The sequence below is a fragment of the Allosphingosinicella sp. genome, assembly GCF_036403745.1.
GTDB lineage: Bacteria > Pseudomonadota > Alphaproteobacteria > Sphingomonadales > Sphingomonadaceae > Allosphingosinicella.
Window position 1 is genome coordinate 1 of record NZ_DASWQI010000079.1, and the last position, 26,480, is coordinate 26,480.

The 26,480-nt window shown below is 67.1% G+C and carries 19 protein-coding genes; 9 read left to right on the plus strand and 10 right to left on the minus strand.

Annotation, left to right across the window (positions count from 1 at the left end):
- The coding region (gene mutS, locus VGC56_RS15050; protein ID WP_464126179.1) for a DNA mismatch repair protein MutS at window positions 1-2,566 on the minus strand (2,566 nt) is incomplete at its 3' end.
- 301 nt (window positions 2,567-2,867) lie between these two features.
- On the opposite strand from mutS, the gene VGC56_RS15055 reads away from it, so the two are divergent.
- Window positions 2,868-5,135, plus strand: coding sequence for an NADP-dependent malic enzyme (locus tag VGC56_RS15055; RefSeq protein WP_464126181.1), 2,268 nt, complete (start codon window positions 2,868-2,870; stop codon window positions 5,133-5,135).
- 154 nt (window positions 5,136-5,289) lie between these two features.
- On the opposite strand, the gene VGC56_RS15060 is transcribed toward VGC56_RS15055, so the two are convergent.
- Window positions 5,290-5,769: an outer membrane protein assembly factor BamE gene (locus VGC56_RS15060; protein ID WP_464126182.1), complete on the minus strand. Its 480-nt coding sequence runs from the start codon at window positions 5,767-5,769 to the stop codon at window positions 5,290-5,292.
- 135 nt (window positions 5,770-5,904) lie between these two features.
- On the opposite strand from VGC56_RS15060, the gene VGC56_RS15065 reads away from it, so the two are divergent.
- Together VGC56_RS15065 and VGC56_RS15070 are read left to right on the plus strand one after the other, a co-directional pair.
- Window positions 5,905-6,423, plus strand: a complete 519-nt coding sequence (locus VGC56_RS15065) for a ubiquinol-cytochrome C chaperone family protein (RefSeq protein ID WP_464126183.1) — start codon at window positions 5,905-5,907, stop codon at window positions 6,421-6,423.
- Entirely contained in the window at window positions 6,420-6,941 is a 522-nt protein-coding gene (locus tag VGC56_RS15070; protein ID WP_464126184.1) for a YceD family protein, read from the plus strand. The genes VGC56_RS15065 and VGC56_RS15070 overlap by 4 nt, the downstream gene beginning before the upstream one ends.
- 225 nt (window positions 6,942-7,166) lie before the next feature.
- Here VGC56_RS15070 and ssb read toward each other — a convergent pair whose 3' ends face one another.
- Together ssb and VGC56_RS15080 are read right to left on the minus strand one after the other, a co-directional pair.
- Window positions 7,167-7,676 (minus strand): single-stranded DNA-binding protein, encoded by a 510-nt coding sequence (ssb, locus tag VGC56_RS15075; RefSeq protein WP_464126185.1) that lies wholly within the window; start codon window positions 7,674-7,676, stop codon window positions 7,167-7,169.
- A 65-nt stretch (window positions 7,677-7,741) separates the two neighbouring features.
- Entirely contained in the window at window positions 7,742-9,670 is a 1,929-nt protein-coding gene (locus VGC56_RS15080) for an FTR1 family protein (protein ID WP_464126187.1), read from the minus strand.
- 258 nt (window positions 9,671-9,928) lie between these two features.
- On the opposite strand from VGC56_RS15080, the gene VGC56_RS15085 reads away from it, so the two are divergent.
- Window positions 9,929-11,371, plus strand: a complete 1,443-nt coding sequence (locus tag VGC56_RS15085; protein ID WP_464126188.1) for a S41 family peptidase — start codon at window positions 9,929-9,931, stop codon at window positions 11,369-11,371.
- Between the two features lie 181 nt (window positions 11,372-11,552).
- Here VGC56_RS15085 and VGC56_RS15090 read toward each other — a convergent pair whose 3' ends face one another.
- Complete coding sequence (locus tag VGC56_RS15090; protein WP_464126209.1) at window positions 11,553-13,664, minus strand: prolyl oligopeptidase family serine peptidase; 2,112 nt, start codon at window positions 13,662-13,664, stop codon at window positions 11,553-11,555.
- Between the two features lie 273 nt (window positions 13,665-13,937).
- Here VGC56_RS15090 and VGC56_RS15095 point away from each other — a divergent pair, with 273 nt between their 5' ends.
- Window positions 13,938-15,212, plus strand: coding sequence for a dipeptidase (locus tag VGC56_RS15095; RefSeq protein ID WP_464126190.1), 1,275 nt, complete (start codon window positions 13,938-13,940; stop codon window positions 15,210-15,212).
- Window positions 15,213-15,264: 52 nt separating this feature from the next.
- On the opposite strand, the gene VGC56_RS15100 is transcribed toward VGC56_RS15095, so the two are convergent.
- Together VGC56_RS15100 and VGC56_RS15105 are read right to left on the minus strand one after the other, a co-directional pair.
- Window positions 15,265-16,077: a hypothetical protein gene (locus VGC56_RS15100; protein ID WP_464126192.1), complete on the minus strand. Its 813-nt coding sequence runs from the start codon at window positions 16,075-16,077 to the stop codon at window positions 15,265-15,267.
- Between the two features lie 113 nt (window positions 16,078-16,190).
- Window positions 16,191-16,730: a peroxiredoxin gene (locus tag VGC56_RS15105; protein WP_464126194.1), complete on the minus strand. Its 540-nt coding sequence runs from the start codon at window positions 16,728-16,730 to the stop codon at window positions 16,191-16,193.
- A gap of 141 nt (window positions 16,731-16,871) precedes the next feature.
- On the opposite strand from VGC56_RS15105, the gene VGC56_RS15110 reads away from it, so the two are divergent.
- Entirely contained in the window at window positions 16,872-17,333 is a 462-nt protein-coding gene (locus VGC56_RS15110) for a DUF2721 domain-containing protein (protein WP_464126196.1), read from the plus strand.
- Between the two features lie 90 nt (window positions 17,334-17,423).
- On the opposite strand, the gene VGC56_RS15115 is transcribed toward VGC56_RS15110, so the two are convergent.
- Window positions 17,424-17,612 carry a PspC domain-containing protein gene (locus tag VGC56_RS15115; RefSeq protein ID WP_464126198.1) on the minus strand — a complete coding sequence of 63 codons (189 nt, stop codon included), beginning with the start codon at window positions 17,610-17,612 and terminating at the stop codon, window positions 17,424-17,426.
- A gap of 491 nt (window positions 17,613-18,103) precedes the next feature.
- On the opposite strand from VGC56_RS15115, the gene VGC56_RS15120 reads away from it, so the two are divergent.
- Window positions 18,104-18,538 (plus strand): DUF488 domain-containing protein, encoded by a 435-nt coding sequence (locus VGC56_RS15120; RefSeq protein ID WP_464126200.1) that lies wholly within the window; start codon window positions 18,104-18,106, stop codon window positions 18,536-18,538.
- A gap of 129 nt (window positions 18,539-18,667) precedes the next feature.
- Window positions 18,668-19,726, plus strand: a complete 1,059-nt coding sequence (locus VGC56_RS15125) for a hypothetical protein (RefSeq protein WP_464126202.1) — start codon at window positions 18,668-18,670, stop codon at window positions 19,724-19,726.
- Between the two features lie 115 nt (window positions 19,727-19,841).
- Here VGC56_RS15125 and VGC56_RS15130 read toward each other — a convergent pair whose 3' ends face one another.
- Window positions 19,842-20,162, minus strand: coding sequence for a hypothetical protein (locus tag VGC56_RS15130; RefSeq protein WP_464126204.1), 321 nt, complete (start codon window positions 20,160-20,162; stop codon window positions 19,842-19,844).
- Window positions 20,163-20,751: 589 nt separating this feature from the next.
- Here VGC56_RS15130 and VGC56_RS15135 point away from each other — a divergent pair.
- The gene (locus tag VGC56_RS15135; RefSeq protein WP_464126206.1) at window positions 20,752-24,699 is read left to right on the plus strand and encodes an NACHT domain-containing protein; all 3,948 of its coding nucleotides are present in this window, start codon (window positions 20,752-20,754) and stop codon (window positions 24,697-24,699) included.
- 133 nt (window positions 24,700-24,832) lie between these two features.
- On the opposite strand, the gene lepA is transcribed toward VGC56_RS15135, so the two are convergent.
- Window positions 24,833-26,480 (minus strand): translation elongation factor 4 (gene lepA / locus VGC56_RS15140; protein ID WP_464126208.1); only part of this gene is annotated, 1,648 nt, incomplete at its 5' end.

Sequence of the window (26,480 nt, forward strand, 5' to 3'; positions counted from 1 at the left end):
TGTCGAGCGCTTCGCGCGGGCTGAGGACGTCGGGGTGGATGTCGGCGAGCGCGTCGCCGAGCGGATCGGGGCGCGGCTCGGACTCGGCCGCCGCGGCGAACAGCGGCAGGTCGTCGAGCCCGGCGGCGATCCCGCCGGTCGCGTCGCGTCCCGCTTCCAGCTTCGCCAGCACCGATCGCGCACGCGCCACCACGGCGGGTGGGAGGCCGGCGAGCTTCGCGACGGCGATGCCGTAGCTGCGGTCGGCCGCGCCGTCGGCGACTTCGTGGAGGAGGACGAGGTCGCCCTTCCACTCGCGGGCGCGGACGTGGCGGAGCGAGAGCGCGTCGAGCCGTTCGGCGAGGCGGGTCAGCTCGTGATAATGGGTGGCGAACAGGCAGCGGCAGCGGTTGCGGTCGTGGATCGCCTCCACCACCGCCCAGGCGATGGCGAGGCCGTCATAGGTGGACGTGCCGCGGCCGACCTCGTCCAATATGACGAAGCTGCGCTCCGTCGCCTGCGAGAGAATGGCGGCGGTCTCGACCATCTCGACCATGAAGGTCGAGCGGCCGCGGGCGAGATTGTCGGAGGCGCCGACGCGGCTGAACAGGCGGTCGACCAGGCCCAGCTTCGCGCGGCTGGCGGGCACGAAGGCGCCGGCCTGGGCGAGGACGGCAATCAGCGCGTTCTGGCGCAGGAACGTCGACTTGCCGCCCATATTCGGGCCGGTGACCAGCCACAGCCGCTCGTCCTCCGAGAGGCCGCAATCGTTGGCGACGAAGCGCGCGCCGCCGGGGCGGAGCGCATCCTCGACCACCGGGTGACGGCCGCCCTCGATCTCGAAACAGATATGCTCGGCGAAGCTCGGGCGGGTCCAGCCGCCTTCCGCCGCGCGCTCGGCCAAAGCCGCGGCGACGTCGAGGCGGGCGAGCGCGTCGGCCGCCGCCGCGATCGGCTCGGCGCGGGCAAGGGCGGCGGCGATCAGCTCCTCCAGATGCGCAGCCTCGGCGGCGAGGGCGTGGGCGCCGGCCTGGCCGACCCGCGCCGCATGTTCGTGGAGGTCCGGGGCGTTGAAGCGAACGACCCCCGCGAGGGTCTGGCGGTGGGTGAAGCCGCTGTCGGCGGCCATCAGCCTGTCCGCGTTCCTGGCCGGAACCTCGATATGGTAGCCGAGCACGCCGTTGTGGCGGATCTTGAGGGTCGCGATGCCGGTCTGCTGGCGGTAGCGGGCCTCGAGGCTGGCGATGGCGCGGCGGCCCTCGCCGCCGGTGGCGCGCAGTGCGTCGAGCGCGGCGTCATAGCCTTCCGCGATATAGCCGCCCTGCGCCGCGTCGATGGGGGGTGAGGGGACGAGCGCGCGGGCGAGGAGGTCGGTCAATTCGCCATGGCCGGTCAGCGCCGGCAGCAGCTCGGTCAGCAGGGCCGGCGGGGCGGGCAGCGCGTCGAGGCGGGCGTGGAGGCGGCGCGCCTCGACGAGGCCGTCGCGAAGCTGGCCGAGGTCGCGAGGGCCGCCGCGCGCCGCGACGAGGCGGCCGAGCGCGCGGCCGATGTCGGGGAGCGCCTTCAATTGCTTGCGCAGCATGTCGCGCGCGCCGGCATCACCCTCGAACAAGGCGACGAGGTCGAGGCGCTTTTCGATCGGCGCGCGGTCGAGGAGCGGGGCGCCGATGTCGGCGGCGAGGAGACGGGCGCCGGCGCCGGTGACGGTGCGGTCGACGGCCGCGAGCAGCGAGCCGGCGCGGCCGCCGGTGGCGCTCTGGGTCAGCTCCAGGCTTTCGCGGGTGGCCGCGTCGATCATCATATGGTCGCCGGTGGCGCGGCAGACCGGGGCGCGCAGGAACGGGAGGGAGTCGCGCGCGACTTCGTCGAGATAGGCGAGGAGCCCGCCCGCGGCGGCGAGGGCGGCGCGGTCGAAGGCGCCGAAGCCGTCGAGGGTCGCGACCTCGAACCGCTCCCTAAGGCGCTTGTCGGCGGCGGCGCTGTCGAAGCCGGCCTTGCGCGGCTGCACCTCGACGCCCGGGATCGGCTCCGGCGCGATCACTTCGGCGGCGGCGAGGCGGGCAAGCTCGGCGTCGAGCGCGTGCGGCGCCACCGAGCCAAGCTCGAAGCGGCCGGTCGAAACGTCGGCGGCGGCGAGGCCGTAGCGCTCCCCCACCTTCGCCACCGCGATCAGCCAGTTGGCGGCGCGCGAATCGAGCAGGGCTTCTTCCGTGAGGGTGCCGGCGGTGACGACGCGGACGATGGCGCGGTTGACCACCGCCTTGTAGCCGCGCTTCTTCGCTTCCGCGGGGCTCTCGATCTGCTCGGCGATGGCGACGCGGAAGCCGCCCTTGATCAAACGGGCGAGATAGCCCTCGGCGGCGTGGATCGGGACGCCGCACATCGGGATCGGCTCACCCTCGTGCTCGCCGCGGGCGGTGAGGGCGATGTCCAGGCACTGGGCGGCGGCCTTGGCGTCTTCGAAGAACAATTCGAAGAAGTCACCCATTCTATAGAAGAGCAGGCAATCGGGCGCCTCCGCCTTGAGGGCGAGATATTGCGCCATCATCGGGGTGGGTGCGCCGGAGGGTTTCGCCGCTGTGGCCATGGCGCGGAGGGTAGAGGGTTCGGGCAGAGTCGGGAACCGTCCTTATGCCTCCCCATTGTCAGATGGGGAGGGGGACCAGCGTAGCTGGTGGAGGAGTATTTACATCCTCGGCGAGAGGTTGAACGCGAGAATCCCCGGCGTCCTTTGCATTACCCCTCCACCACCTTCGGTGGTTCCCCTCCCCACCGCTTCGCGGTGGGGAGGCAAAGGGAGCGGAACCACCCCACCCTTGCCGCACTTGTCCTCCACGGCCTAAGGCACCGCCAAAAGGGCACCGCCGAAAGGCTTGGGGAGCGCGAGGATGAGCGAAGGCAGCAACGTCAAGTTTTCGGAGCAGGAGGCGCTCGACTTCCACACGATGGGCCGGCCGGGCAAGATCGAGATCATCGCGTCCAAGCCGATGGCGACGCAGCGCGATCTCAGCCTTGCTTACTCGCCCGGAGTCGCGGTGCCGGTGCGGGCGATCGCCGAGGATCCGGACAAGGCCTACGATTATACCGCCAAGGGCAATCTGGTCGCCGTCATCTCCAACGGCACCGCCATCCTCGGTCTCGGCAATCTGGGCGCGCTGGCGTCGAAGCCGGTGATGGAAGGCAAGGCGGTGCTGTTCAAGCGCTTCGCCGACGTCGATTCGATCGACCTCGAGGTCGACACCGAGGATACCGACGCGTTCATCAATGCCGTCGCCCTGCTCGGCCCCAGCTTCGGCGGCATCAACCTCGAGGACATCGCCGCGCCGGCCTGCTTCATCATCGAGCAGACGCTGAAGGAGCGGATGAACATCCCCGTCTTCCACGACGACCAGCACGGCACCGCGATCATCACCGCGGCCGGGCTGATCAACGCCTGCTACCTCACCGGGCGCGACTTCAAGGACGTCAAGGTGGTGGTAAACGGCGCCGGCGCGGCGGCGATCGCCTGCACCGAGCTGATCAAGGCGATGGGCGTGCGCCACGACCACGTCATCATGTGCGACAGGAAGGGCGTCATCTGGCAGGGCCGGCCCGAGGGCATGGACCAGTGGAAGTCGGCCCACGCCGTGATCACCGACGCGCGCACGCTGGAAGAGGCGCTGGTCGGCGCCGACATCTTCCTCGGCCTGTCGGCGGCTGGCGCGCTCAAGCCCGAGATGGTCAAGGAGATGGCGCCGTCGCCGATCATCTTCGCCATGGCCAATCCCGATCCCGAAATCTCGCCGCCGGACGCCAAGGCGGCGCGGCCCGACGCGATCGTCGCCACGGGGCGGTCGGACTATCCGAACCAGGTCAACAACGTGCTCGGCTTCCCCTTCATCTTCCGCGGCGCGCTCGACGTGCGCGCAACGACGATCAACGACGAGATGAAGATCGCCGCCGCCGAGGCGCTGGCCGCGCTGGCGCGCCAGCAGGTGCCGGAAGAGGTCGCGGCGGCCTATGGCGGGCGGGCGCACAGCTTCGGGCCCGATTACATCATCCCCGCGCCGTTCGATCCGCGGCTGATGGAGGTGGTGCCGGCCGCCGTCGCACAGGCGGCGATGGACAGCGGCGTCGCGCGGCGGGCGATCCCGGACATGGCGGCGTACCGGACGCAGCTGCGCTCGCGGCTCAACCCGACCACTTCGGTGCTGAGCCTCGCCTACGAATCGGCGCGCGCGGACCCCAAGCGCGTGCTGTTCGCCGAAGGCGACGAGGAAGTGGTGCTGCGCGCCGCCATCGCCTTCCGGGACGGCGGCTACGGCATTCCGGTGCTGGTCGGGCGCGACGACGTGCACGACCGGCTGCGCGATCTCGGCATCGAGAATCCCGAAAGCTTCGAGGTGATCAACAGCCGCGTCTACCCGCGGGTGAAGGAGATGGTCGAATATCTCTACGCGCGGCAGCAGCGCAAAGGGCAGCTCCACCGCCAGATCGAGCGGACGGTGAACCAGGACCGCAACACCTTCGCGGCCCTGCTCCTGGCCTTGGGGGAAGCGGATGCCCTCATCACCGGCGTGACCCGCCCCTACGCCCAGAGCCTGCGCCAAGTGCAGCGCGTGCTCGACGCGCGGGCGGGCTGCACCCCGTTCGGCATCCACATCCTCGTCGGCCAGAGCCACACCACCTTCATGGCCGACACGACGGTCACCGAGCGGCCGAGCGCCGAGCAGCTCGCCGAAATCGCCGTCCAGACCGCGGGCGTCGCCCGCCGCATGGGTCACGAGCCGCGCGTCGCCTTCCTGTCCTACTCCAATTTCGGCGACCCGGAGGGCAGCTACCTCGACCGCATCCGCGACGCGGTGAAGGTGCTCGATGCGAAGGGCGGCGTCGATTTCGAATATGAAGGCGAGATGTCGCCGGACGTGGCGCTCAACGCGGCGATGAGCCCGATCTATCCGTTCAGCCGCCTCACCGGGCCCGCCAACGTGCTGGTCATGCCGGGGCTGCAGACGGCGAGCATTTCGGCCAAGCTGCTCAAGGAGTTGGGCGGCGATTCGGTGATCGGCCCGATGCTGGTCGGCATGGCGCAGCCGGTCCAGATCGCCTCGATGACGGCGACGGCGTCGGACCTGGTGACGCTGGCGGTGCTCGCGGCGGGTCAGATCGTCAAATAGGACCTCTCGTCCTCCCTGCGGGCGAAGCGCGTGGGGAGGGGGACCGCGTGAAACGCGGTGGAGGGGCCTGCCGGCGTCGGAGCGGCCCCTCCACCGCCGTCCCGGCGGTCCCCCTCCCCATCCGCTTTGCGGACAGGGAGGACGAGGGGGTGACTCAGTGCGGGTTGTCGCTGGTCGGGGCGCCCTTGCCGCCGGCGCCGACGGTGCCGATGTTGCCGAACAATTCGTCGAGCAGGCTCTTGTGCCGGCCCAGCGTCGGCGTCTTGTCGCCATAGGGCCGGATGTCGGCGACCTGCTCCATCCCCTTCTTGTCGACGCTCACCACATTGCCCTTCTCGTCGAAGCGGACGTGGAGGACGGTCTGCTCGTTGGCGCGGGGCTGGTTGAACGCCATGTTGCGGGTGGTGCGCGAGAGATAATACCAGTCGCGCTCGCCGGTGAAATCGCTGGTGAAGCTGGGGCGGCCGAGCGTGTTCAGCACCGAATCCTTGGTGTCGGTGCCGGGCTGGATCGCGCTCACCAAAGTCTGGTCGAGGATGAAGCCCTGATGGTCGCGGACGCGGGTGCAGCCGGTGAGGGCGAGCCCGACGGCGAGGGCGGTGAGGGCGGCGCGCCGGCCGGTGCCAAGGATCATGTTCGAAGCTACTCCCGATTTTTACCGGCGGCGAAGGGCGAGGCCGGGGTGCCGCTTGCAGGCGGCTCTTCGCCACCCCAATATCCGACGAAAGCTGAATGGCGCAAGTACGCGCCCTCATGGGAGCCTTGCCGCTTGTCCTTTCTCGCCCGAATCTTCGGCCCGCCGCGCGACCGCATGGCGCTCCGGCCCCTCTACGCCGCCATCGTCGCCAAGGGCCGCGACCCGATCTGGTACCGCGAGGGCGGCGTCCCCGACACGATTGACGGCCGCTTCGAGATGGTGTCGGCGGTGCTCGCCCTCGTCCTCATCCGGCTCGAGCGGGACGGCGAGGCGGCGGCGGGCGAAGCGGCGCTCCTCGCCGAGACCTTCATCGAGGACATGGACGGGTCGATGCGCGAGCTCGGCATCGGCGACGTCGTCGTCGGCAAGAAGGTCGGCAAGCTGATGGGCGCACTCGGCGGCCGCATCGGCGCTTTCCGGGAAGGGCTGGAGGGCGGCGGCGATTTCGAAGCGGCGGTGGCGCGCAACATCTTCCGCGGCACGCCGCCGACGGAGGATGCGCTGACGTTCGTCGCGGGCGGGCTGCGTGCGATCCACGGTCAGCTCGGCGCGGTGACGCTCGCGCGATTGCTGGAAGGACAGCTGGCGTGACTCCGGAATTCAGCCGTCCGGTTCGCATCGACACGCTCGGCCAGGCGCCGCGGCACGTCGAGATCGAAGCCGGCGAGGCGGAGCGCGCGGCGCTGGCGGAGCGGTTCGGGCTGGTCTCGATCGACAGCCTCAGCGCCACCGCCGAAGTCAGCCGCACCGGCGACAGCGTCACCGCGCGCGGCAGCCTCACGGGCGCGGTCGTGCAGAGCTGCGTCGCCAGCGGCGAGCCGGTGCCCGAGACGGTGGCGGAGGATTACGAAATCCACTTCCGCCCGCCGCCCGAAACGGCGAGCCCGGACGACGAAGTCGAGCTGGGCGAGGCCGAGCTGGACGTGGTGTTCTACGACGGCGGGGCTGTCGACCTGGGGGAGGCGGTCGCCGAATCGCTCTCCCTCGCGCTCAATCCCTACCCGCGCTCCCCCGCCGCCGAAGCGGCGCTCAAGGACGCGGGGGTGAAGAGCGAGGAAGAGGCCCGCGCCGAATCGAGCCCGTTCGCGGTGCTGAAGGGGCTGAAATAGTTATGCCTCCCCAGGCGAAGCTCGTGGGGAGGGGGACCACCGTAGGTGGTGGAGGGGTAGGGATGCGCGCAGGAGTTCGTAGCGACGCCCGCTGCGGCCTCGGCAAATACCCCTCCACCAGCTTCGCCGACGGCTGCTACGCAGCCGGTTCCGGCTCTCGGCAGTCCCCCGGACTGCCAACCCGCCTACACCCCCCTCCCCATCCTGCGGATGGGGAGGCAGAGGTCAGAAGGGTACGTCGTCGTCCAGGTCGCTGTCGAAGGCCGCCGGCGCAGGGCGCTGCTGGGGGCGGGAACCGCCGCCGCCGCCGCCACTGAAGCCGCCGCCGCCGCCGCCGCCGCTTTCATAGCCGCCGCCGAAATCGTCACCGCCGCCGCCGCCGCCGCCGCCGCGGCTGTCGAGGAGGACGAGTTCGCCGCGGAAGCGCTGCAGGACGATCTCGGTCGAATAGCGGTCGGCGCCGCTCTGGTCCTGCCATTTGCGGGTCTGGATCTGCCCCTCGAGATAGACCTTCGAGCCCTTGCGCAGATAGGATTTGGCGACGCGGCCGAGATTTTCGTTAAAGATGACGACGCGGTGCCATTCGGTCCGCTCCTGGCGCTGGCCGTCCTTGTCCTTCCAGGTCTCCGACGTGGCGACGCGCAGGTTCACCACCTCGCCGCCATTGTTCAAGGACCGGCTCTCCGGGTCGTCCCCGAGATTGCCGACCAGGATGACCTTGTTGACGCCCGCCATTCTTTTGTCTCCGCTGAAAGTGTTGCCCGGACGATAAGCGAGCCGCCCCCGCGGCGCCACCCCGCTTAGGCCGTGGCGGGGCGCATCCCGGCCCGGCGGTTGCGCCCGAAACCGGCGACGAGGATGGCGAGCGTCACCGCCTGCGCCAGCAGCCCCTGCAGCGTCGGGAACAGGCCGAGCATCGACAGGCGCGGCGCCCAGCTCAAAGGCGTGACGCCGAGCAGCCCCGCCTCCTGCAGCGCGGCGACGCCCTTGCCGGCGAGGACCACCGCCAGCACCGCGATCAGTGCCGAGCTATAGGAGAAGAATTTGCCGATCGGCAGCGTCCGGCTGAAGCGCAGCATCAGGAGGGCGATGAGCCCGAGCACCGCCACGCCCGCCGCACCGCCGGCGAGGAGGGCGGGCAGCCGCCCTTCGCCCGACAGAGCCGCGAAGAACAGGATGGTCTCGAACACCTCGCGATACACCGCCACGAAGGCGAGGAAGAACAGGAACCAGCCGGACTTCTTCGTCAGCGCGTTGCCGACCTTCTCGCGAATGTAGCGCTGCCATTCATTGGCCTGCGCCTTGCCGTGCATCCAGATGCCGACAAACAGCAGGATCACCGCCGCCAGCACCGAGCCGAATCCCTCGGTCAGCTCCCGGCTCGCGCCGCTGATCGCGACGAGGTTGGTCGCCGCCCACCACGTCGCGCCGCCCGCGACCAAAGCGACCACCCAGCCGGCGTGGACGGGGCGCACCATCTCGGCGCGGTCCGCCTTGCGGAGGAAAGCGAGCATCGCGACGACGATGAGCAAAGCCTCCAGGCCCTCGCGCAGCAGGATGGTGAAGGCGCCGAGGAAGGTCGAGGCGGCGCTCCCCTCCTCCGGCGCCAGCGCGCGCTCGGACTCGTCGAATAGCGTCATCAGCGTCGCGACGCGGGCGCGGACGTCCGCGGCATCGCCGCCCTTGGCGATGGCGCCGCGCAATTCGCCCATCGCCGTCTCGACCCGCGCCATCAGCCTGGGGTCGCGCGCGGTCAGCATCGGCTCGACCGGCTCGAAGCCGTCGAGATAGGCGGCGAGCGCCAGCGCCTTCGCCGCCTTGCGGTCGCCGGCTTCGTAGGCGGCGAGGCTCTGGCGCAGCTTGGCGCGCGCCACCGCGAGCGTCGAGCCGCCGGCCTGTGTCGCCGCGGCCGGATCCTTGCGCAGATAGGCGGTGACGGCGGCCGCCTTTTCCGCGCCGATCTGCCGGGCTAGCGCCGCTTCGCTGAGGCCGGTCAGCGCCGCCGCGTTCGGCACGAGCTGCCGCACCTTGTCGTCGCCGTCCCAGATGCTCTTGCCCTGCGCGGCGAGGGCGGGCGGGTAGGCGAAGCGGCCGATATGAAAGGCGAGGGCCCATCTGTCCGCGTCGGGCAGGCGGCGGAAGCTCTGCATCGCCGTGCCCTCGAGACCCTGGTCGATCACCTGGTAGTAAGCGAACAGGCTCCGCTCCCGCGCCCGGTCATGGTCGGTGAAGGCGACCGGGTGCGGGTTGAGCGCGGCGGCGGCGGGCGTCTTCGCATCGCCGGCGGCGCCGTGGCAGGCGGCGCAATTCTCCGCGTAGAGCGCCGCGCCGCGCGCCGCATCCGGCAGCGTCCGCGGCGCGAGCGGCACCGGGTAGGCGGCGATCAGCTGCGCGCCGAGGCCGTGGGCGAGCCGCTCGACCTCGGCCGGCGCGGCCTTGGCGGCGATGGCGGTCTTGAGCGAGTCGGCACCGGCGACCAGGCCGGGCTTGGCGGATTTAGTCGGGAGCGCGCCGATCCGCTCGCGCACCGAGGCGGCGAATTCGGTCATTTCCTTATATTCGCTGGCGCTGAGCACGCGGCCGTCGCGCACCGCGCCGGGATAATCCACCGCCAGATAATCGAGCAGCCGCCAGCTCGTCTGCACGTCCTCCTGCTGCGCCGCCGCGGGCGCCGCGGCGCCCAAAGCGAGCAGGAGACAGGCGAGGAACGGCAGCCAGCGGTGGAGCATGGGTGCGCAGTTAATGGAAATGCGAATGATTATCAATAAGGCGGTGGCACAACTCCGTCATGCCAGGAGGGCCCCCTTCAGAGTACTACTTTGACGGATACCCGAACGCTGGCATCCCAGCAGGTGAAAGGCACCGTGTCCTTCGCCCGCTGGGGCCCCAGCCTTCGCTGGGGCGACGATAGCACCGCGGCAGGCAAAACTTCGCTGGCATCGCGCTAAGTCTTTGTTATGCTACGGCGTTCCGGGGAGAGGGTAGTCATGCGTAAGCGTCTGGGATTCCTGCTGAGCTTCACTGCTTTGCTGTCGGCGTGCGGCGGCGACGGTAGCGGCGGCTCGACGAGCACGCCGATCGTCTCCGTCCCCACGGGCGGCACCACCGGCACCACGACCGGCTGCTCGCTGCGGGCCCGCCAGGATTGGGCGTCGGCGCAGCTCAAGGAATGGTATCTCTTTCCCGAGACTTTGCCCGCGACGCTCGATCCCTCGCCCTACCCCACCGTCGACGCCTATATCGACGCGCTGACGGCGACCGCGCGCGCCCAGGGCCGCGACCGCTTCTTCACGTACCTCACCTCGATCGCGCAGGAGAATGCGTTCAATTCGACCGGCAGCAGCGCCGGCTTCGGCGTCCGCCTTTCCTACGACACGGTGGCGAACCGGGTGTTCATCCTGGAAGCCTTCGAAGGCGCGCCGGCGCTCGCGGCCGGCATCGACCGCGGCACCGAGATCCTCGCCATCGGCACCAATTCCTCGAACCTCGTCAGCGTCAGCTCGCTCCTCGTCTCCGGCGGGGCCCAGGCCGTCAGCGACGCGCTCGGGCCGAGCACCGCCGGCACCACCCGCCTGCTCCGCATCAAGGACGCAAGCGGCACACGCGACGTCAGCGTCGCCAAGGCCGATTACGATTTGTCGCCGTTGTCGCCGCGCTACGGGGCGCAGGTGATCGTCGATAACGGCCGCAAGGTCGGATACATCAACTTGCGCACCTTCATCCTCAGCGCCAACGACCAGCTCACCGCGGCGATGTCGCAATTCCAGGCGCAGGGCATCACCGACATCATCGTCGACATGCGCTACAATGGCGGCGGCCTCATCTCGGTCGCCGACCATTTCGGCGACCTGCTCGGCCGCAACCGCACCACTGCCGACCTGTTCGAGCGGCTCAAGTTCCGCCCCGAAAAGGCGAGCAACGATTCCACCCATAATTTCGCGCCGCAGGCCGAATCGATCGCGCCGACGAAGATCGCCTTCATCGGCACCAAGGGCACGGCGTCGGCGAGCGAGCTGATGATCAGCGCCATGCTGCCCTATCTCCACGGCAACGAGGCGCTGGTGGGCACCAACACCTATGGCAAGCCGGTCGGCCAGATCGCCGTCGACAACGCGCCGTGCGACGACCGCTTCCGCATCATCGCCTTCGCCGTCCAGAACGCCAACGGCCTCAGCGACTATTTCAGCGGCATCGCGTCGAAGATGGAGGCGACCTGCTCGGCGGGCGACGATTTCACCCGCCCGCTCGGCGACCCGCAGGAGGCCTCGATCCGCGCCGCGCTCGATTATATCGGCGGCAAGAGCTGCGCCCCGATCACGGCGGTCGCGAACGACGGCATCACCCAGCAGGGCACTCGCGAGGCGACCCAGGAACTGGTCGTCCCGAACCGCCCGAACGAATTCCAGCGGAGCAATCCGGGGGCTTACTAAGCTACCTTGTGCCTCCCTGCCGCGAAGCGGTGGGGAGGGGGACCAGCGAAGCTGGTGGAGGGGTATTCCGAAGGCCTTGGCGGTACTCGCGAGGGGCTAATCCCGCCGCGTGTGGAAATACCCCTCCACCACCCTGCGGGTGGTCCCCCTCCCCATCCTCGCGGATGGGGAGGCATGAGCGTCAGTCCATCAGCTTCCGCGTCAGATACACCATCTCCAGCGCGTTGGTGTGCGCCGCCTGGCGCAAATTGGCGCCGGCCGCGTGGCCGCCTTCGGTGTTCTCGTAATAGAGGAAAGGGAGGCCGAATTCCTCCATGCGGGCGGCGAACTTGCGGGCGTGCTGGGGGCCGACGCGGTCGTCCTTGGTGGTGGTGAAGATGAACGGCTCGGGGTAGCGGCCGTCCTTCCGCAGCGCATGATAGGGCGAGGTCTTCTCCCAGAAGGCGCGAATCGCCGGGTCCTTCTCGACGCTGCCATATTCGCCTTCCCAGGAGGCGCCGGCGGCGATCTTCGAGATGCGCATCATGTCGAGCAACGGCACGTCGATGATGACGCCGGTCCACAATTCGGGATGCTGGGTGAACTGGACGCCCATCAGGAGGCCGCCGTTCGAGCCGCCGCGGATGCCGAGACGGCGCGGGCTGGTGACCTTGCGCGCGATCATGTCCTTCGCCACCGCGGCGAAATCGTCGTAGATGATCTGCCGCTTGGTGCCGAGGCCGGCCTCGTGCCACTTGGGCCCGAACTCGCCGCCGCCGCGGATGTTGGCAAGCGCGTAGACGCCGCCCTTTTCGAGCCACAGCTTGCCGGTGGTCGAGGAGTAAGCCGGCGTCTGGCTCGCCTCGAACCCGCCATAGGCATAGAGCAAGGTCGGGTTGTTGCCGTCGAGCTTGATGTCGCGGCGGTGGACCAGGAAGTAGGGGATCTTCGTCCCGTCGGTCGAGGTGGCCTCGAATTGCTCGGAGACGAGGTTCGAGGCATCGAACTTCGCCGGCTGCGCCTTGATCTGGCGCGCTTCGCCGGTGCCGGCGTCGGCGAGCCACAGCGACGGCGGGGTCAGGAAGCTGGTCACCGAGACCAGGGCCTTGTTGTCGTCGGCGCTGGCGTCGACGATGCCGACCGACGAATTGTCCGGCAGCTTCAGCGACGCGCGCTTCCAGCTGCCGTTCGGCCCCGGCGTGAAGAGCAAGGTCCGGCCGCGGACGTTGTCGAGGATGTCGACCAGCAGCACGCCCTTGGACGAGGACGCGCTCTGCAGCGCCTCGCGCGCGGTCGGGGCGTAGACGAGGGTCGGCTTGAGGTGCGCCGGATCCGCCTTCAGCTGGGCAAGGTCGACCGCGAGCACGGAGCCCGCCGGGAAGGAGCGCCCGCCGACGGTCCAATCCTCGCGATTGTGGATGATGACCCGCCCGGCGACCATGTCGGAGAGGTCCGACTTGGCGGGGATCGCGACGCGCTGCGGCCCCTTGGCGGTGAGGATGTAGGTCTCGGCGCTGAACGTATCGATCGGCCGCGAGATCACCGACAGGGTCCGGTTCTCGCCGTCGCGGAGCACGAACGGGGTGACGCCGTAGCCGCCGTCCTGCGGCGCGCCGCGGAACACCTCGACCGCCGCCGAGAGGGACTGGCCGCGCTTCAGGCGCTTGACGATGAACGGATAGCCGGTGCGGCCGAGGTCGCCCGGCGCCCATTCGCGGCTGATCAGCAGCGTGTCCTCATCCTCCCACGTCACCCGCTGCTTGCCCTTGGGAAGTACGAAGCCGTTCTCGACGAACTTGCCGGTGGGAAGGTCGAACTCGCGCACCGTCACCGCATCCTCGCCGCCGTCGGAGAGGTTCATCAGGCAGCGCCGCTCGCTCGGCCGCGCGCAGGCCGCGCCCTTGTAGACCCAATTGGCCTTCTCGGCGGCCGAGAGGGCGTCGAGGTCGAGCACCGTCTCCCAGGCCGGGTCCTGCGCTTCGTAGCCGGTGAGGCTGGTGCGGCGGAAAATGCCGCGGACATGGTCGGCGTCCTGCCAGAAATTATAGACCTGGCCGTGGATGAAGCGGCCGAAGGGGATGCGGTCGCGGGCCTGGGCGAGCGCCAGCGCGTCGTTGAAATAGGCCTGGTAGCGCGGGTCCGCCTCCAGCACCGCCTGCGCCTTGGCATTGTGGGCGTTCACCCAGTCCATCGACCGGGGCGAGGAGACCTCCTCCAGCCAGATATAGGGGTCGTCGGCGGGGGCCTGGGCGCGGGCGGCAATGGCGGTGCCGGCAAGCGCGGCGGCGGCGATCGAAAGCGTCATGAAGCGCATGAAATCCTCTCTCCTCATATGGCTCCCTGTTCAGCGGGTTGCGGGGCTCCGGTCAAGCGGGGCTTCACAGCGGCGGCGGAAGGGTTAGGCTGGCGCAACGACCAGTCCTCCCCGTGCGTGTAGCGCATGGGGAGGGGGACCGCACGAAGTGCGGTGGAGGGGCCTTACGGAGTCTGGGAAGGCCCCTCCACCATGCTGCGCATGGTCCCCCTCCCCATCGCCTGCGGCGACAGGGAGGACGAGGGAAGGTCGCAGTCCGAAAGGAAGCCTCGAATGAAGCCCATCGTCCTTGCCGCCCTCTTCGTCGCCGCTGCCACGCCCGCCTACGCGGCGAAACCCGCCGAGAGCCCGGAGGCGCGCGTCGAGCGGGTGCTGCGGACGTCGCCGGTGATCGACGGCCATAACGACCTGCCGTGGGAGATACGCGAGCAATATGACCAGTGGCGAAAGCCGCTCGACCTGCGCGCCGACACGTCGCGCCTCCCCGCGCCGCTCCAGACCGACATCCCGCGGCTGCGGCGCGGCCATGTCGGGGCGCAGCTCTGGTCGGTCTACATCCCCGTCGAGATCAGAGGCCCGGCAGCGGTGCAGGTGACGCTCGAGCAGATGGACATCGTCCGGCGCATGGTCGCCCGCTATCCGGCGGACCTTGAGCTCGCCTCCACCGCGGCCGACATCCGGCGCATCGAGAAAGCCGGCAAGATCGCCTCGCTGATGGGCGTCGAGGGCGGCCACCAGATCGCCCTCTCACCGGCGGTGCTGCGCACCTATTACCAGCTCGGCGCGCGCTACATGACGCTGACCCACAGCGCGAACACCGAATGGGCGGATTCGGCGACCGACGATCCCGCCCATCACGGCCTCACCCCGTTCGGCCGCGCCATCCTCCACGAGATGAACCGGATCGGCATGCTGATCGACTTGAGCCACGTCTCGGCCGACGTAATGCGCCAGGCGCTGCAGGTGACGAAGGCGCCGGTCATCTTCTCGCACAGCTCCGCCCGGGCTTTGATGGACCATCCCCGCAACGTCCCCGACGACGTGCTCGCCATGTTGAAGACGAACGGCGGCGTGGTGATGGTGAATTTCTACCCCGGTTTCCTGTCGCAGCCCTATCGGGCGCGCATGGCGGCGCGGGATGCCGAGGAGGCGCGGATCAAGAACGTCTTCTCCGGCCAACCCGACCGGCGCAAGGCGGCGATGGACGCCTGGGACGCCGCGCATCCGCTGCCGCCGGTGCCGGTCTCGCTGGTCGCCGACCATGTCGAGCATGTCGTCAAGGTCGCCGGCATCGATCATGTCGGCATCGGTTCGGACTATGACGGGATCAGTGGCACCCACCCCGACGCGATGGAGGGCGTCGACAAATACCCCTTGCTCTTCGTGGAACTCGCCCGCCGCGGCTGGAGCGACGCCGACCTCGCCAAGCTGTCGGGCGGCAACTTCCTGCGGGCCCTGGAAGGCGCGGAGCGCGTCGCGGCGGCGATGAAGGACGAGCCGCCGTTCAACGGGACGATCGAGATGCTGGACGGCGCGGGCGAGCGCTAAGGGCTTGAGGGCATCGGGCGATCCGCTGGACCGCCCGATGCTCCCGAAAGGCTTAGCGGTTCATCGGATAGATGCGCAGCACCGTGTTGCTGCGGGCATCGATCTGGTAGATCGCGCGGCCGTCCGACCGATAATAATAATTGTAGCCGTCGCGATACGTGCCGCGCAGCTCGGTCGGGACGCCGTAGAGGCTGCCGGTGACGGCATCGCCGACGCGCAGCGTGCCGTAGCCCGTGCTGTAGCCGTCGGAATCGTCATTGGGTCCACCGCGGCCGTAATAGCCGTTGTTCGAGCTGCTGTAGCTGCTGCTGCCGCCAGAGCCGTTGCCGTAGGTGCCGCCGCTGTACGCGCCGTTGCCATAGCTGCCGCTATAGGCGCCGTTGCCGTAGGTGCTGCTGCCATAGCCGCCGCCGTAGGTGGCGGTGCCGGAGCTGCCATAGCCGCTATTGTAGCCGTCATTGGAACCGTAGCCGCTGCCGCCTTCGGCCGAGCGGATATCCTCCTGGACGCCGCGCAGGCGCTCCATCAGGTCGGAGCGTTCGGCGGAATTGACGCCGCCATAGCCATATTGGCGGCTCATCCGCCTCAGGTCGCGAAGCTCGGCACGAAGCCGCATCGCTTCGTCGCGGTCGATGCTGCCGGCGCTGACGCCGGCGTTGAGGCGCTGCTCCAGCCGGGCGATGCGTGTGTCGACGGAGGTGTTCGCGTAGGCGCGGTCGTCGTTATCGTAGGCGCCGCGGTTGGTGTAATTGTTGTAATAGCGGTCGTTATTGCCCTGGTATCCCGTGCCATAATTCTGGGCGAGGGCCGGCGCCGCCGCGGCGAGGCCACCAAGCGCGGTCAGCGCGAAGAAAATCGGTTTCATGACTGTTACTCCACAAGGCCCCCACGCCTCGCGGATCAAAACGCACCGGAACTCCGTCCGTTGCGGGCGCCGGAAAGATCGGCGCCCGGCTTGGGTCAGCGGCCCCCGTGTCGTCAGCGGTGCTTCGCCTTCCACGCCTTGACGGCGGCGAGCGTGTTGGCGACGTGGTTCTTCCAGCTCATGTCGGAATAGGCGTAGATCACCTTGCCGTTGGGGGCGATGACGTAGGAGGTGCGGCTGGTGAGCGGCATCCCCTCCCGCAGCTTCACGTCATAGGCCTTGACCGTGTCGGGCGTCGCGGTCGCCACCGGAAAGGAGCTGCGGCATTCCTGGACGGAGAAGCGCTTCAGCGTCTCCTGGTCGTCCGCCGACATGCCGATCACCCGCGCCCCCATCTTCTTGAAATCCGCCGACGCGTCCGAGAAAGCGTGGGCTTCGAAGGTGCAGCCTTCGGTGAAGGACTTGGGGAAGAAGTAGAGGACGAGCGGGCCGTGGCGGAGCTGGTCCTTGAGGTGGAGCTTGAACGGCTTGCCGGCAAAGGCGCCGCTGGTGGTGAAATCGGGCGCGACGGCGCCTTCCTTGAGCGCGGCCGGCGCGGCGGCGGGGAGGGCGAGGAGCGAGACGGCGGCGAGAGCGAAAATGACGGGGCGCATGTGTGGTCCTCCCAGAAGCGGCGGAGGAGGCATAAGCGCAAACCCGGTGGCGAGCCAGCCCGAGCCACCGGGTGCCCCGCCGGCGTGGCCGCTGGAGCGTGCGGGTTCACAGCGACGGCCGGTGCGCATAGAGGTGGGCTCATGGACCAGGGGGCCGCCGTCAGCGCCATCGCGCACCTCATCTCACTGGCGATCGCGCCTGTATTTCTGCTCGCGGGCATTGGATCGATCCTGAACGTCCTTGCTGGACGGCTCGCCCGCTCGGTCGACCGCTGGCGGCGGCTCGAGGATCAATATGAGGGGCTGGAGGGCGCGGCGCTGCGCGAGGCGAGCGCGGAGCTGCACATCCTCGACCAGCGCATGACGGTGATCAACCTCGCGATCAGCTGCTGCACGTCGAGCGCCTTGCTCATCTGCCTGGTGGTGGCGATCCTGTTCGTCGCCGATCTCGCCGATTTCCCGTTCGGGCGGCCGATCGCCTGGCTGTTCATCCTGGCGATGCTGATGCTGGTATTGGGGCTGGTGCTGTTTCTCTACGAAGTGCGGCTGGCGATGCGGGCGCTGCGCGCGCACCGCGACATCATGCCGCACCGGCGCGGCTGACCGGCGTCAGCGGCGCGGGGCGGGCTTGGTGCGCTGGCCGAGGAACATCTGCAGCCGGCGCATCCATTCGAAATAGAGCGCGTCCATGGCTCAGGCCGCGTCCGGCGCGAAGAGGCCGGCGATGACGTAGAGGAAGATCGCGACAGGCCCGATCAGGAACAGGCTCAGCACCGCGGCGAGGCGGACGAGCGTCGCGTCGGCGCCGGTGGAGGCGGAGATCCCCGCGCACACGCCCATCAGCTTGCGGTTGGTGCGGTCGAGGGTGAAGGGGCGGGTCATCGGCTTGGTCCCTGCATTGGGTGGCGGTAAAAGGCGGTGGCTGCCGCCGGTCAGATCAGCTGACCGGCGGGGCCGACGGCGGCGGTGACGAACAATGTGGCGGCGACGAGCGCACTCAGAAGCGAAACCGCGAGCTGCGAAAGGCTGGAATTGTAGGTCATTGTCTGTCTCCCCGAACCGGCACCGGATGATCCGGCGCCATGCCAGGGACACTGCAGAGCCCGTGCCAAGTTCAGGAAATGGCGGGAAACCGCCATTCCTGACGCGACCCGGGCCCGGGCCACCGCAGGCACGTCTCAAGCTTTGGGACTTCTCACCAACTTTATTGGCGGATTTTCCGCACAATTCCGAACGCGGCTATGTCCGTTTCCGAACAGGCTCGTCGGGCCGCGCCCGTTCGGCGCCCCTCCCCGGCGAACGGATGCCGTGGCTGCCGCTCGCGGCGTAGCAGGGGCTGGTCGCCGCCGCTGCACGGGACTAGAGCCCGCGCGATGCCGACGCTCTTCACCATCGGTTACGAGGGCAAGACGCAGGCCGAGTTCCTCGCCGAACTGGCCGCCGCCGGGGTCGAACGCGTGCTCGACGTCCGCGCCGTCGCCGCCTCGCGCCGCCCCGGCTTCTCCAAGACCGCGCTCAGGAACGCGCTCGCCGAGGAGGGGATCGACTATCTCCACCTCCGCCCCCTCGGCACCCCCGCCGCCGGCCGCGAGGCGGCGCGCAAGGGCCGCACCGGCGAAATGCGGCTTATCTATGCCGACCAACTCGAGACCGACGAAGCCGCCCTGGCGATGGAGCAGGCCCTCGCCGCCGCCGCCGAGAAGAAGACCGCCCTCCTCTGCTACGAGAAAGGCGCGCCCGAATGCCACCGGTCTATGCTGGCCGAGCGGATGGTGGCGCGGGAGGCGTTCGAGGTGGTGGACCTCTAACGCGCCGAGACACCCCAATCGAGCTTCGGTTCTCCCTCTCCCGCCACACGAACCGCTCCGGCGCAATTATCGCTTGCATAACAGGCATCTGTTCTGCTCTTGTTCGTTCCCGCGCGAAAGGAGCGACTCGTGAACCCGATCCCCGTCCTCTGCGACCGCTGCGGCGCCGCCGGCACCGCCGGCGAAGAGCCGTTCGCGGCGTTCGGCGCCCTCCTCGATTTCGCCCCCGTGCCCCGCCGCAAGACGCGCGCCGACGGCTGGGACGCCGAGGTCCAGCGCGCCTTCATCGCCGCCCTCGCGCTGACCGGTTCGGAGCGCGCCGCCGCCCGCGCCGTCGGCAGGGCGCAGTTCGGCGTGACCCAGTTGCTCGCCTGCCCCGGCAGCGAGGGCTTCGCCGCGGCCCGCGCCGAAGCGCTGGCGATCGCCGCCGGCGAACGCAGCCGACGCCTCGCCGAAGGGCTGCGCGCCGTCGCGTCCGAAGAGGCCGGCTGGCGCCCGCCGCCCCCGCCCTGGAGCCGCGCCGCCGGCCGCGCCCTTCCCGCTGCCCCCGCCGCCCCCGCCGAGCCGCCTCCCGCCGAGGAATCGCCGGAGGCCCGGGAGGAGGCGAACTGGGCGGCCTTCTGCAGCGTCGCGGACAAATACCGGCTCAAGCTGGAGGCGGAGCGCCGCTGCCGCCTCGAAGGCCGCATCGCCGATGCCGATTTCTACCTGCGCCAGCTGACCTTCGTCGAGGTCGTCGCCGATCTGATGACCCAGGGCCGCGCCTTCGCCTGGCTGCTCGATTTCCGCCACGGCAGCCGGCACGTCACCGAGGTCGCGCAGACCTCGATGTCGATGCTGCTCGACAAGCTGCGGCGCGCGCATTGGGAGGCGGAGGGCGCCCCGCCGCGCCCCGGCCCCCCGCCGCCCCACGTGCTGGTCGACCATGGCGACGTCGTCACCGGCAACATGGAGAGCGGCCGCGGCGGCACGGTCGAGCAGATCAACGCGGAGCGCCTCGCCTGGGAGGCGCAATATCGCCGCGACGCCGAGGACCAGATCGCCTGGGAAGCCCGCGCCGCCGCCGACTTCGAGGCGCGCCGCGCGGCCGGCCTGGTCCCGCCGCCGCTGCCGCCCGAGCCCGACGCATGGGATGCGTTCATCGCCGAGCCGCCCGAGAGCAAGGAAACGGATGCGCAGCAGCCGTGAGTTGCGAACGGAGTCGGACGAGTGCGCGGCCGGCGAGGCGCGCCGACCTAAGCGGCGCGAACTCGTCCGACGTCACGGAATTCAGTTCCGTGACGGCTGCACCGCCGACCGAGGATTAGCGCAGCAGCAGGCGCCGCGAATCCGCCAGCACCGCCTCCGCATATTCGTCCTCCACCGCCCCCGGCTCGACCGCATGGGCGAAGAGCAGCTCGAGCTTGGCGGCGAAGGCGGGGAGGTTGGGCGCCGGGGCGGCGAGGGTGCCGGCGAGGGCTTCGTCCATCGCCACGCACGCGGCGTCGTGCCGGGGCAGCCACGCTTCCTCCTCGGCGGCGGAGCGGCCGGCGGTGGCGGCCTCGACCGCCTGAACGGCGGCCTGCGCCTCGCGAAAGGCGGCGAGCGCCAGCTCCCATTCGTCATGCCGGACTTGATCCGGCATCCACCTTTCTTCCGATGCGGGATCAGGTCCGCGGCCGGGAGGAACGGAGAAGGTGGACCCCGGATCAAGTCCGGGGTGACAGGAAAGAGGCAATCCAACCGCCGCGCCTAGCAGAGCGCGCCTGGTGGGGTTATGGTCGGCAGCAGCCATCCTTCGCCTCCACTACAAGGCGTGAGGGGGTGAGAGCCGGGGCAAGGCGCCAGCCTTGCTTCGGTTCGATGATTTAGCGGTACCACTATTTCAGGGGCGGTGCAATAGCTGGTTCCGAAAAAAGAGGCAGGGGGCGGCCGCGGACCGGGATCGGGCCGAACATCGGTCTGCGGCTCTACCCAGAGCTGGAGGCGGCGCTGGACGCTTGGATTGCGGAGCAGCCGGAGCCTAGGCCGTCGAGGCCGGAGGCGATACGCGCGATCTTAAAAGTGGCGCTCAAGGGCTGACGCAAGAGAGGCGTGATCACCTCTCCGCGTCGCTGGCAGAGCCTCAGAGAGCCTAAGACACACCGCCTGCGAAGAACAGGCGCACGCTATTCACTTTCTTCTGTTGACGATGTTCCGTCGCCTGATACCTTATTGGCAAACGGGAGATCGTCGTGGCTGCCGAGCTAGACCGCCTAAACGCGCAGTCATTCGAGCGTCTCATTAGGGCGCTCTCTTTCGCCGTTATGGGTCCGCACGGAGCCGTATTTAAGTCTGGGCCGGATGCTGGTCGCGACTTCATGATGAGGGGAGAAATCGGCGGCTACCAAGCCAAGGGGTGGGCGGGGTACTTGGTTCTACAAGCCAAGTTCAAGGAGGATCCACGTAACGGTGACGTGACGTGGCTGCTCAAGCGCCTTGAAGAAGAGCGCCTTGCCTTTGAGGACTCAGCGTCTGGTAGGGCTCGCCCAGAGTACTACATCATCGCAACCAACGTCGCCCTTTCCGGTGCTGACGGCGCGTCTGCGGCGGGACCCCGCAAGAGCGGCTTCACAAGAGTGGAGGAAGCCCTTGAATCGTGGAAAAGCAGTCTGGGGCTAAAAGGCTATGACATCTGGCCTAGAGATAAGATCGTCGACCTTCTTGCGGCCTACCCTGACATCCGAAAGACGTTCGCCGCGTGGGTTACGCCCGGAGACGTTCTCGACGAAGCGCTTTCCGACTGGCGCAAATCCAAACCTAACTTTGAGCGAACTGTCAGGCGTGCGCTAGTAAACACCTTGCGTCGAAGCCAGTTCACAGCCCTAAAAGATGCAGGGAGCGTGACTGATCAGAAGATTCGTACCAGCCAAGTCTTCGTTGATGTGCCATTTCAGGCTGCAGGACACTACGCCGTCCCCGGCTCCGAAAGCCGACTCGTCAGAACCGTAATTGAAAGGGCGCGGGCCAAGTACGACAATCTCGATTTAGCCCCTCGTCGCCAAGGCCGTGCCGATGGGCGTCGAGGTAGTGGCCGTTTAGTCGTGTTGGGCGGTCCTGGCCAAGGGAAGTCAACTGCTGCATCCTTTGTCGTGCAGTTGTTTCGAGCGTCACTTCTCCTTAGGAGCGAAAAGCCGTTAGACACCGCGTCTCGAGACCTGGCTGCAGAAATCATTGAACGTGCAGGAACGGAGGGAATATCAAAAGATATCCCCGTACGATATCCGATTTTGGTCCCCCTTCCGAGATATGCGGACGTACTAACTAACAGCCGGCTCAATCGCCGAGCTCTTCCAAGTCTCCTGTGGTACATTGCTCAGCAGATTAGCGAGGACGGGGACGGTAAAATCTCGGCAGACGACCTCCGGGATTGGATAGCTAGATACGCATCTGTGATAGTGCTGGACGGACTGGACGAGGTTCCCCCGAGCGGCGAACGAGATGCTGTCATCGAAGCTATCGCATCTCTGCAAACCGAAATTGCCGAAGTGCACGGCGATGCTTTGGTTCTCGTGACCACCCGACCTCAAGGGTATAATAGAGACTTAGATCCTACGTCATGGGAGCACTGGGTGCTAGACGAGCTGCCGGAGGAGCGGGCGCTCGCGTATGCGGAGGCTCTTGGTACAGCGAGGTACCCAGACGAAAAGAATCGGCGCGAAGATATCTTTGGTCGTCTGCAACTTGCAGTACGGGAGCCAGCTACTCGGCGTTTGATGATCACCCCTCTTCAAGTTACGATCCTCTATTTGATTGTTGACACTGGGGGTAGCGTTCCGACTGCCCGCTGGACACTATTTAATGACTATTACGATGTACTGCGTAAACGGGAGAAGGCAAAGGGCGGGCGTGTCCAAGAAGTTCTAGAGCGAAATCTCTCATATATAGGACCAATTCATCAACGCGCAGGCTTAGTTCTGCAGGCGCTGAGCGAGATCGGTGGCGGTGCCCATGCGTCCCTAAGCGAAAAGGGATTTAAGGCCCTAGTCGGAAGCTACCTCGGCGCCCATGGTTTTAAGGGGACGGAGCTAACAAAACGTGCAAACGAGCTTACGGAATTGGCGCTGAACCGGCTGGTGTTGCTATCGGCGCGTGACGAGGGCGCTATAAGCTTCGATGTTCGCTCGCTACAGGAGTACATGGCTGCGGCAGCTCTAACGTCTGGCGAAGCTGCAGAGGTCGACGCTCGGCTGCTCCACATTTCCGGAATGGCACATTGGCGCCATACATTTTTGATAGCAGTCAGCAGGTGCTTTGCAGAGGACGCTTTCCACTACCGCCGAACTGGAGTTGTGGCGCTTCCTAGAACTTTAGAGGCAGAACCGTTAGACTACGCCGTACGCAACGGAGCCCGCTTGGCCCTGGAGATGTTTGCAGACGGAATCGCTTTAGAGTTTCCCCTTCTTAGGCGGGTCCTTGCGAAGCATGCTGCGGAGCTTTTACAAATGGGTTTCGACTCTCCCGATCACGGCTTGGAGAGGCTGTGGGGCAGCGGTACCCGCGACATCCTCGTAGAAGCCATCACCCAGCAATTAAAACATTCTCGCTCACCGCAGGGGGAGTCGGCTTGGTCCCTTCTCCTTAGGCGCGCCACGTCTGACAATGCCATGCTTCCGTTGGTTCGCGAAATGTGGCCAACCGACGAGGCAACTCAGATTGCCCTTCTGTCGCATCTACGTCGCCCTCCTAAGGGCGCCGCCTTTAGGAAGTGGCTCGAGTCCATCTGGCGGCGCCTGCCAGCGCTCCGCGCTCACAGGTTGGCCGTGAAGTTTAGCCGAAGGCTTGGGAGCGCGCGAGGGAAGGATTGGCTTTCGGAATTTATACCCCATTACCCAGGGAGCGCGGGCCCGAGTACGCAAGTACGTATCGCCGGCGCCCAATCGGCCGCAGTCGAGGTAGTTCCGATCGCCTCTCCCGGCTACTTTAGGGAGCTATCTGACGCCTTACGTCGCTTTTCTCTGAGCGGCGCGACCGAGGCGGCATTTCAGTTTGCGGCGGCGCCAAGCCCAGCATCTCTGGCCGACGCGATCCGCGTTGCCTATGCGGAAGGGGCTATCGATCCCGGGCACTGGAGTTCGTTTCCATGGCCGTTGCCAACGTTCGTGGAACTAGCTTCGGAGGCAGGTGACTTAGAGGCTTTTTTGGAGCGTATCGCGAAAGGGGACTTTGGAGACTTAGCTCGCTGGACCGAAGCGGAGGCGCGATGGGTTTACGAGGGTGTGAGTTTAAATGCTTGGGCCGAAGGCGCTGGTCGAGAGGCGCTCTTGGACTGGCAGCGCGGGTGGCTTCCATATTGGCAGGGTGAGCGGCCCTCCCGAGAGGAAGACTCGTATGCCGACGTAGATTACCTTGTTCGGACCGCATTGCAGGTTCCATCATCTGGCGTACGCAAGCGCTTAGCTCGGCTCGCTCTATGCATGTTCTCCCCATTCACCGAGGAGTCCAAAGGACAACTAACTGACCCCATTGCGTACGCGGAGCTAATTCGTGAAACAACCCGTGGGCATATAAGTTTAGAAACGTTCGAAGCAGTGTGGATGGGAGAAGCAATCACAAAATCCGACGCAGACCGGATCCGCCTTCTTCTTTCCGGACCTGTGACGATTGAAAACGAAGTTGCCCTAGTTCCCAGTAAAAACTACTTTGAGGTTTACTTAGAGTTTCCCCATGCCAGAGAAATCCTATACCTGGTTATGCTGGCCAGAGCTGTGGAGGAGTCGAAATCAGAGCTCGATCATGCTCGGCTCGGCTTTCTTAGGTGTATGCCTACGGACAAGCCACACGTGCGCATCTCCTGCACTTGCTTGGCAATCTTGGGCGGAGCTGATCCGGCCGGCCTTGTCGAGGAAATCATAACTGACTTGAAAGAACTATCAGCAATATGGAGCGTCAACGAAGTTGCGGTACTGATGGATGCCATTGTGCAGAGTCAGATGATAGCTGACGAAGACCTCCGCGCGATTTTTCTCAGGTTCATTGACGAGCAATGCGTCGGCGAGGAGAAACTCCGAGTCGTAGCGCGATCTCGTCTGAAAAATCTGCTCGACAAACGAAAGTCTCGTCTCCTGAACACTGCCACTTGGCATGGCGAGCTCGGTCTACCTCAAGACTGCCTGGATGCGGGGGTCTTCAACTCGATCTAGAGGCACCCCCGTCCTGATTTGCCTTGATAGATCCAACTCCCATTCCCGCGAGATCGCGGCCAGTGGAACTACGGGTGACACTAGCAAGTCTAAATATTCGTGCTTCGCGTTAATGTGTGTGTGATCCGTTGAGCTATTCCTCCCCCATACGCAAGGCAGCAATGAACGCCTCCTGCGGGATGCTGACGCTCCCATACTCCCGCATCCGCGCCTTGCCCTTCTTCTGCTTGTCGAGGAGCTTGCGCTTGCGGGTGGCGTCGCCGCCGTAGCATTTGGCAGTGACGTCCTTGCGCATGGCCGAGATGGTCTCGCGGGCGATGACCTTGCCGCCGATCGCGGCCTGGATCGGGATTTTGAAGAGGTGCCTCGGGATCAGTTCCTTGAGGCGCTCGCACATGCCGCGACCGCGCGCTTCGGCGGTGCCGCGGTGGACGATCATGCTGAGCGCATCGACCGGCTCCTCGTTGACCAATATGCCCATCTTGACGAGGTCGCCCTCGCGGTGCCCGATCTGGTGGTAGTCGAAGCTCGCGTAGCCGCGTGAGATGCTCTTCAGGCGGTCGTAGAAGTCGAACACCACTTCATTCAGGGGCAGCTCGTAGGTGAGCTGGGCGCGGCCGGCGACGTAGGTGAGGTTCTTCTGGATGCCGCGGCGGTCCTGGCAGAGCTTGAGGATGGGGCCGAGATACTCGTCGGGAACGTAGATGGTCGCCTCGATCCACGGCTCCTCGATCGTGGCGATGCGGTTCGGGTCCGGCATGTCGGCGGGGTTGTGGAGCTCGATCGTCTGGACGCCCTGCGCGTCCTTGTGGGTGAGGTGGATCTTGTAGACCACCGACGGCGCGGTGGTGATGAGGTCGAGATCGTATTCGCGGGTGAGGCGCTCCTGGATGATCTCGAGGTGCAGCAAGCCGAGGAAGCCGCAGCGGAAGCCGAAGCCGAGCGCGGCCGAGGTCTCCATCTCGAAGCTGAAGCTGGCGTCGTTGAGGCGGAGCTTGGAGATGGATTCGCGCAGTTTCTCGAAGTCGGCGGCGTCGACCGGGAACAGGCCGCAGAAGACGACCGGCTGGACGAGCTTGAAGCCGGGCAGGGCTTCGGCGGCCGGGCGGCGCGGGTCGGTGATGGTGTCGCCGACGCGGGTTTCGGAGATGTCCTTGATCTGGGCGGTGATGAAGCCGATTTCGCCCGCGGCCAGCTCGGGGAGCTGCTCGATTTTGGGGCGGAAGGCGCCGACGCGGTCGACGAGATGCTCCGTGCCGCCGGCCATGAACTTGACGTTCTGGCCCTTGCGGACGGCGCCGTCGATGACGCGGATGAGGATGACGACGCCGAGATAGGGGTCGTACCAGCTGTCGACGAGCATCGCCTTCAAGGGCGCGTCGCGGTCGCCGCTGGGCGGGGGGATGCGGGCGACGATCGCTTCCAGCACCTCGTCGATGCCGATGCCGGTCTTCGCGGAGGTCAAGACTGCGTTGTCGGCGGGGAGGCCGATAATGTCCTCGATCTCTTTCTTGACCTTGTCGACGTCGGCGGCGGGGAGGTCGATCTTGTTGATGACGGGGACGATTTCGTGGTCGTGCTCGATCGACTGGTAGACGTTGGCGAGCGTCTGCGCCTCGACCCCCTGCGCGGCGTCGACGACCAGCAGCGCGCCTTCGCAGGCGGCGAGGGAGCGGGAGACTTCGTAGGCGAAATCGACGTGGCCGGGCGTGTCCATCAGGTTGAGGACATAGGTTTCGCCGTCCTTGGCTTTGTAGTCGAGGCGGACGGTCTGCGCCTTG

What these genes read in the sequence shown, in the direction of transcription:
- VGC56_RS15055 (WP_464126181.1), top strand. Translation starts at nt 2,868, where the DNA reads ATGAGCGAAGGCAGCAACGTCAAGTTTTCGGAGCAGGAGGCGCTCGAC.
- VGC56_RS15060 (WP_464126182.1), bottom strand. Translation starts at nt 5,769, where the DNA reads ATGATCCTTGGCACCGGCCGGCGCGCCGCCCTCACCGCCCTCGCCGTC.
- ssb (WP_464126185.1), bottom strand. Translation starts at nt 7,676, where the DNA reads ATGGCGGGCGTCAACAAGGTCATCCTGGTCGGCAATCTCGGGGACGAC.
- VGC56_RS15080 (WP_464126187.1), bottom strand. Translation starts at nt 9,670, where the DNA reads ATGCTCCACCGCTGGCTGCCGTTCCTCGCCTGTCTCCTGCTCGCTTTG.
- VGC56_RS15085 (WP_464126188.1), top strand. Translation starts at nt 9,929, where the DNA reads ATGCGTAAGCGTCTGGGATTCCTGCTGAGCTTCACTGCTTTGCTGTCG.
- VGC56_RS15090 (WP_464126209.1), bottom strand. Translation starts at nt 13,664, where the DNA reads ATGCGCTTCATGACGCTTTCGATCGCCGCCGCCGCGCTTGCCGGCACC.
- VGC56_RS15095 (WP_464126190.1), top strand. Translation starts at nt 13,938, where the DNA reads ATGAAGCCCATCGTCCTTGCCGCCCTCTTCGTCGCCGCTGCCACGCCC.
- VGC56_RS15100 (WP_464126192.1), bottom strand. Translation starts at nt 16,077, where the DNA reads ATGAAACCGATTTTCTTCGCGCTGACCGCGCTTGGTGGCCTCGCCGCG.
- VGC56_RS15105 (WP_464126194.1), bottom strand. Translation starts at nt 16,730, where the DNA reads ATGCGCCCCGTCATTTTCGCTCTCGCCGCCGTCTCGCTCCTCGCCCTC.
- VGC56_RS15110 (WP_464126196.1), top strand. Translation starts at nt 16,872, where the DNA reads ATGGACCAGGGGGCCGCCGTCAGCGCCATCGCGCACCTCATCTCACTG.
- VGC56_RS15115 (WP_464126198.1), bottom strand. Translation starts at nt 17,612, where the DNA reads ATGACCCGCCCCTTCACCCTCGACCGCACCAACCGCAAGCTGATGGGC.
- VGC56_RS15120 (WP_464126200.1), top strand. Translation starts at nt 18,104, where the DNA reads ATGCCGACGCTCTTCACCATCGGTTACGAGGGCAAGACGCAGGCCGAG.
- VGC56_RS15130 (WP_464126204.1), bottom strand. Translation starts at nt 20,162, where the DNA reads ATGCCGGATCAAGTCCGGCATGACGAATGGGAGCTGGCGCTCGCCGCC.